At 56.3% G+C, this 6064-nt stretch carries 6 protein-coding genes and 1 tRNA gene; 2 read left to right on the top strand and 5 right to left on the bottom strand.

The genetic code is table 11. The features are described from left to right. Positions 1-302 precede the first annotated feature (302 nt). Genes puuE through TU92_RS21010 form a run of 3 tightly spaced genes read right to left on the bottom strand, consistent with a single transcriptional unit; the run spans position 303 to position 2756 of the window. The gene (gene puuE / locus TU92_RS21020; RefSeq protein ID WP_112169152.1) at positions 303-1271 is read right to left on the bottom strand and encodes an allantoinase PuuE; all 969 of its coding nucleotides are present in this window, start codon (positions 1269-1271) and stop codon (positions 303-305) included. Then, the gene (locus TU92_RS21015) at positions 1264-2022 is read right to left on the bottom strand and encodes an aspartate/glutamate racemase family protein (protein WP_112169161.1); all 759 of its coding nucleotides are present in this window, start codon (positions 2020-2022) and stop codon (positions 1264-1266) included. The genes puuE and TU92_RS21015 overlap by 8 nt, the downstream gene beginning before the upstream one ends. Continuing rightward, a complete protein-coding gene (locus TU92_RS21010; protein WP_112169150.1) occupies positions 2022-2756 on the bottom strand; it encodes a GntR family transcriptional regulator in 735 nt (244 codons plus the stop codon). Before TU92_RS21010 ends, TU92_RS21015 begins: the two co-directional genes overlap by 1 nt. Before the next feature lie 175 nt (positions 2757-2931). Here TU92_RS21010 and TU92_RS21005 point away from each other — a divergent pair, with 175 nt between their 5' ends. Beyond that, complete coding sequence (locus TU92_RS21005; protein WP_112169148.1) at positions 2932-4434, top strand: NCS1 family nucleobase:cation symporter-1; 1503 nt, start codon at positions 2932-2934, stop codon at positions 4432-4434. 83 nt (positions 4435-4517) lie between these two features. Here TU92_RS21005 and TU92_RS21000 read toward each other — a convergent pair. Beyond that, positions 4518-4594: transfer RNA gene (locus TU92_RS21000), tRNA-Asp, on the bottom strand. Between the two features lie 140 nt (positions 4595-4734). Continuing rightward, complete coding sequence (gene dnaQ, locus TU92_RS20995) at positions 4735-5466, bottom strand: DNA polymerase III subunit epsilon (RefSeq protein WP_112169146.1); 732 nt, start codon at positions 5464-5466, stop codon at positions 4735-4737. Positions 5467-5535: 69 nt separating this feature from the next. On the opposite strand from dnaQ, the gene rnhA reads away from it, so the two are divergent. After that, positions 5536-6003 (top strand): ribonuclease HI, encoded by a 468-nt coding sequence (rnhA, locus tag TU92_RS20990; protein ID WP_112169144.1) that lies wholly within the window; start codon positions 5536-5538, stop codon positions 6001-6003. The last annotated feature ends 61 nt before the right edge of the window (positions 6004-6064 follow it).

The raw sequence follows: 6064 nt of genomic DNA, 5'->3' as shown, positions 1-6064 counted from the left end.
GAGCCGGTGAAGTTGTGACCTAATAACTTCTGGCCGCTTTCAAAAATCACGCCGGAGGAAGAGGTGGAAAACCGCGCGGCGTTTTGGCGCGGGTTGTAACCCGACCGGAGGGCACCGCACAGCGGCGGGATTTTGCGGCAAATGCGGTGGCTGCTGAAACATAGCCCGTTTGCATGGCACGTGTTTTAAAGAGCCCGGGATTCTCAAGGGGGGTGGCGACAGACCCCCTTGAGGCCGGTTTGGGTGGCAACCCAAGGTCTTGACCTTGAATTTAAAGTGGGCAACACCCCAAGGTCTTGACCTTATCCTTTAGCCGGAGCCGGAGCCGAAGCCGAAGCCGGATGTTCCCTCTCCCAGTGGTCGGCGATTTCCTGCCGCTTACACACCCAAACACGCTCATGTGATTCAACGTAATCGAGAAACCGCTGTAATGCGCGAAACCGTCCCGGACGGCCAAGTATCCGGCAGTGCATCCCAATCGACATCATCTTCGCAGAGGTTTCCCCCTCTTCATACAACACATCGAACGTGTCTTTCAGATAGGTATAAAACTGCTCGCCGGTGTTGAACCCCTGCGGGGAGGCAAACCGCATATCGTTGGTTTCCAGGGTGTACGGGATCACCAGATGCTGTTTGATTTCGCCGGAATCCAGTTTGACCGGTGTCCAGAAAGGCAGGTCATCGCCGTAGTAATCGCTGTCGTACTGGAAACCGCCCGACTGCGCGACCAGCTGCCGGGTATTCGGGCTGTCGCGGCCGGTATACCAGCCGAGCGGCGCTTTGCCGAATAAGTCACGCAGCACGGTGATGGCTTTTTCCATGTGCTCAGCCTCTTCGGCTTTGCTCATGTCCTGATAGTGGATCCAGCGCCAGCCATGGCTGACAACGTCGTAATCTGCCGCTTTGATCGCGTTGACGATTTCAGGGTTACGCGCCAGTGCCATCGCGACGCCGAAGACCGTCAGCGGCAGGCCGCGTTTCTGGAATTCATTGTGGATGCGCCAGAACCCGGCGCGGGAGCCATATTCGTACAGCGAATCCATCGACATATGCCGGTCAGGGAAACTGGCCGCGCCAATGATGTCTGAAAGAAATTGTTCGGAACCGGCGTCGCCGTGCAGGACGTTATTCTCCGCGCCCTCTTCGTAATTAAGGACAAACTGCACCGCGATGCGGGCGTTGCCGGGCCAGTTGGCATGCGGCGGGCGTCCGGCGTAGCCGATCAGGTCACGCGGGTATGCTTGGGTAAAACCATAATCAGACTCAGACATAATGATCTCTCAGATTCAGTCCGGCAAAACGGCCAGACAAGGGTTTCTCCAGCGGGTAATCCAGATCGCCGTGTTTACTGGTCGTCAGGCGCAACGCCGCCAGCGACTCCACCATTTTGACGGCGGCGCTGACGCCGTCGATCACCGGAATATTCAGCTCCAGCGTCAGCTCCTGCGCCAGATCGGCCATACCACCGCAACCGAGCACGATAGCCCCGCTGCCGTCGGTTTTTTTCGCCGCGATACATTGCTCACGCACTTTCTGCTGCGCCAGCCCGCTGCCGTCTTCCAGCGATAACACCGGCAGATCGATGGCGTGCAGCGCCGCGCAGTGACGCTCGAAACCGTACTGATGTAACAAATGACGGGCGATGGTCAGTGTGCGCGGCAACGTGGTGACGATGGAAAAACGCGTCGCGAGCATCGTTGCCAGATGCATCGCCGCTTCCGCGATGCCAATCACCGGACCGCGCGCCAGCTCGCGCGCGGCCAGCAAACCGGGGTCACCGAAACAGGCGATAATATGGCCGTCCACGCCCGCGTCACGCCCGGCTTTCACCTGCTGTAAAACGCCCAGCGTCGCGATAGCCTCATCAAAATGCCCTTCTATCGACGGCGCACCTTCTTGCGGGCACACCGCCATAATTTGTGTATCCCGCGCCGCGACCGAGCGCGCGGTTTGTGCCATCACTTCAGTCATCGCACAGCTGGTGTTCGGGTTGATAAGTTGTATACAAAGCGCACGCGACATCAGCATTTCTCCTGCGCGTTAACCGCCCGTTGGGAGGCAAAGATCTGTGCGAAATCCGGCATCTGTCCGTTGTTCTGCTCGAAACGCAGGCTGGCGACGATGCTGTCGAAATGATGCGCCATGCTTTCGGTCAGCGCGGCGATATCGCGCTTTTTCAGCAGTTCGAGAAGATCGTCATGATCATGACAACGACAGCCCTGCTGCCACGGCGCGCCCCAGGCGGCGATCGCCAGAGAGGATCGTAACGTCAGCTGAGAGACCGATTCGGTCAGGACTCTATTGCCGGAAATGGCCTGAAGCTGAACGTGGAAAGCAGCAGAAAGACGGATCGCGGCCGCACCGTCGCGCGCTTCGTGGGCGCGCTTTTCTTCCTGCACCAGTTTTTTCATTGCCACCAGATGCGTGGACTGACAGCGGGCGATCACCAGCGGCAGATTGGCACATTCAAGAATTTTTCGGGTGGCGAACACGTCGCGGGATTCTTCCGCATCCGGCGTCGTCACGTGCGCACCACGCTTGGGCAAGATCGTCACCAGTTGCACTGCGGCAAGGCGTTGCAACACACGTCGGATGCCGGTGCGGCTCACGGAAAATACCTCCGCCAACGCTTCTTCCGGCAATTTGCTGCCAGGTAACAGCTGGTGCTCAACAATCGATTTCACCAGCGCGTTATAAATGTGGTCGTCCTTATCCTCGGTAAAATAGGCCGTATTCAGCCCGTTCCAACTGGTCATTGCCGTTACTCCGTATACCGTTCGTGTATTAATCGTATACATGAAATAGATTTTTTGTATACAAAAAGTGAAATTTGGCCTGATTCGTGCAGTGCTCCTGTGACTGCTTTCATCTTTTGGCAGCCGGGATCCGGCTTCCGACTTTCACATGTTGTTTATGACAGGAGCACGATTTATGCCAAATCAGGAGATCACCTCCGCCACGGCGTCCTCTGAACAGAGCGCCGGGATCATCAAGCCTTATTACAGCCCGCGCCTGTGTAATGATGATTTAGCGCCAACGCGTCATCAAAACTGGAGCTGGTACAATATCTTTTCTTTCTGGATGTCTGATGTGCACAGCATGGGCGGATATGTCGTCGCGGCGAGTTTCTTCACGCTCGGCCTGACCAGCTGGCAGGTGTTGCTGTGTCTGTTATGCGGGATTTGTATCGTGCAGATTTGTGCAAACCTGGTCGCGAAGCCGAGCCAGCAGGCCGGTGTGCCCTACGCCGTGATTTGCCGTCAGGCATTCGGCGTGTTTGGCGCGAACATTCCGGCGGTTATTCGCGGACTGATTGCGTTCGCCTGGTACGGCATTCAGACCTATCTGGCGGCCAGCGCACTGATGCTGGTGTTGCTCAAATTCTTTCCGTCGATCACGCCTTTGACCGTGCCGCACTGGCTGGGTCTGTCGGCGCTGGGCTGGATCTGTTTCGGCATTATGTGGGTATTGCAGGCGATGGTGTTCTGGCACGGGATGAGCGCCATCAAACGCTTCATCGATGTGGCAGGCCCGGCGGTGTATGTCGTGATGCTGATGCTCGCGGGTTGGATCCTGTATAAAACTGGCCTGAGCAATATCTCGTTCACGCTTTCCACCAAAACGCTGACCGTTGGCCAGCAGGGCTGGGAAATGCTGACCGCCACCGCGCTGGTCGTCTCCTACTTCTCCGGCCCGCTGCTGAACTTCGGCGACTTCTCACGCTACGGCAAAAGCATGAGTGAAATCCGTCGCGGTAACCGCTGGGGTCTGCCGTTTAACTTCCTGCTGTTCTCCATTGTGACCGTGGTGATCGTCTCTGGTACACAATCTCTGTTCGGCCAGATGATCACCGATCCCATCGAAACCGTCAGCCGCGTGGGTAACAGCGTTGCCGTGGCTCTGGGCTTGCTGACGATGATTATCGCCACCATCGGCATTAACATCGTGGCAAACTTTGTGTCGCCGGCCTTCGACTTTTCTAACTGCTCACCGCAGAAAATCAGCTTCCGCACCGGCGGGATGATCGCTGCTGTCGGTTCCGTATTGCTGACACCGTGGAACCTGTTCCAGTCACCAGAACTCATCCACTACACGCTGGACGTACTGGGCGCATTCATCGGGCCGCTGTTCGGGATTTTGCTGGTGGATTATTACCTGATCAAACGCGGCCAGATGGATGTCGATGCGCTGTTCAACGCCACGCCGTCGGGCCGTTACTGGTACCGCAACGGATTTAACCCGAAAGCCATCGCCGCGCTGGTGCCCGCCGTGGTGATTGGTCTGCTCATCAGCTTTACGCCGAGCCTGCATCAGGTGGCGAACTTCAGCTGGTTTATTGGCGCGTTGCTTTCCGGCGGCTGTTATCGCTTTATCGCCCGCAACGATCGCGTGACCAGCGGCGAGATGGGCTACCTGAAAACCGAAGCGGAATAATAAGACCGGTAAGGAAGGAACATTGCCAGGACGGCAGAAACGACGAAGCCCTGAGTGATTTCTCACTCAGGGCTTCTGAATAGTGGCGGAACGGACGGGGCTCGAACCCGCGACCCCCTGCGTGACAGGCAGGTATTCTAACCAACTGAACTACCGCTCCGCGTTTTGTTCTGGTTAAGAACGGAGCGGATATTAAGGAATCAGCGCCATCGCGTCAATGCTTTTCCTCTCGTTTTCAACCGACTGCACAGTTTTTCTGCATCCTGCGTATTTTAAGTGCAACGACCATAAAATGAGGGCTCAGGAACGCCAGAGGCAACTGCCGCCCTTTTTCACCACCAAATCCAGACGCTCTTCATGCCACGTCAGCTCCTGCTCGCTGGCGTTAATGACTTTCAGCCCCGACGCCGGGCGTTTAATCCGCTGGATCCCCTGCCCGTCAGCACCCGTATTTTGCTCACCCTCGTGGGTGAACTTGATGCTGGTCTGGCCGCCGGTCATCATCAGATAAACTTCAGCCAGAATTTCGGAGTCAAGCAGTGCGCCGTGCAGCGTTCGTTTGCTGTTATCAATCAGGTAGCGATCGCTTAGCGCATCGAGGTTATTACGCTTGCCGGGAAACAGCTTACGCGCCATCGCCAGACTGTCGGTAATCTTACAGAATGTCTCCGTTTTCGGCAGATTACGTCCGAGCATGTCGAATTCGTAATCCATAAAGCCGATATCGAACGTCGCGTTATGAATGACGAGTTCGCCGCCGCGAATGTACTCAATAAAATCGTCGGCGATGTCGGCAAACGTCGGCTTATCCGCCAGGAATTCGTCACTGATGCCGTGAACGCCGAAGGCTTCGGGATCGATCAGGCGATCGGGTTTGAGATAAACGTGGAAATTGCGGCCGGTCAGGCGGCGGTTTACCACCTCAACGGCACCGATTTCAATAATCCGGTGTCCTTCGTAATGGACGCCGAGTTTGTTCATACCGGTGGTTTCGGTATCGAGAACAATCTGTCTGGTAGGAGAAGAAATCATATTGCAGTGCTCGCAGCGCTCGTTTATGTCAGACTTGGCTTTTACATTTGATGGAAGAGTCTACCAGAGATGACCAAACAGGTAGAAATTTTCACCGACGGCTCCTGCCTGGGCAATCCCGGCCCCGGCGGTTTCGGTGCGATTTTACGCTACAAGCAACACGAAAAAGAGTTCAGCGCCGGTTTCCGGCTGACCACCAATAACCGCATGGAAATGATGGCGGCCATTGTGGCGCTCGAAGCGCTTTCCACGCCTTGTGAAGTGACGCTCAGCACCGACAGCCAGTATGTGCGCCAGGGGATTACCACTTGGATCCACAACTGGAAAAAGCGCGGCTGGAAAACAGCAGATAAGAAGCCGGTGAAAAACGTCGATTTGTGGAAGCGTCTCGACGCTGCCATTCAGACGCATCAGCTGAACTGGATGTGGGTAAAAGGCCATGCCGGTCACCCGGAAAACGAACGCTGTGACGTACTGGCAAAAGAAGCGGCGGGCAATCCGACGCTGGAAGATGTCGGGTATCAGGCAGAGAAGTAAGCGGCTGCGCGCCGCTCATTCTGCGTTTCGCCTCATCTGATCTCCGCCCGCCCGTTAACGC

Origin of the sequence: Rahnella inusitata (assembly GCF_003263515.1) — a bacterium.
Classification (GTDB): domain Bacteria; phylum Pseudomonadota; class Gammaproteobacteria; order Enterobacterales; family Enterobacteriaceae; genus Rahnella; species Rahnella inusitata.
Note: the sequence above shows the minus strand (reverse complement) of the source record. Positions and strands in the feature narration are given on the sequence as shown.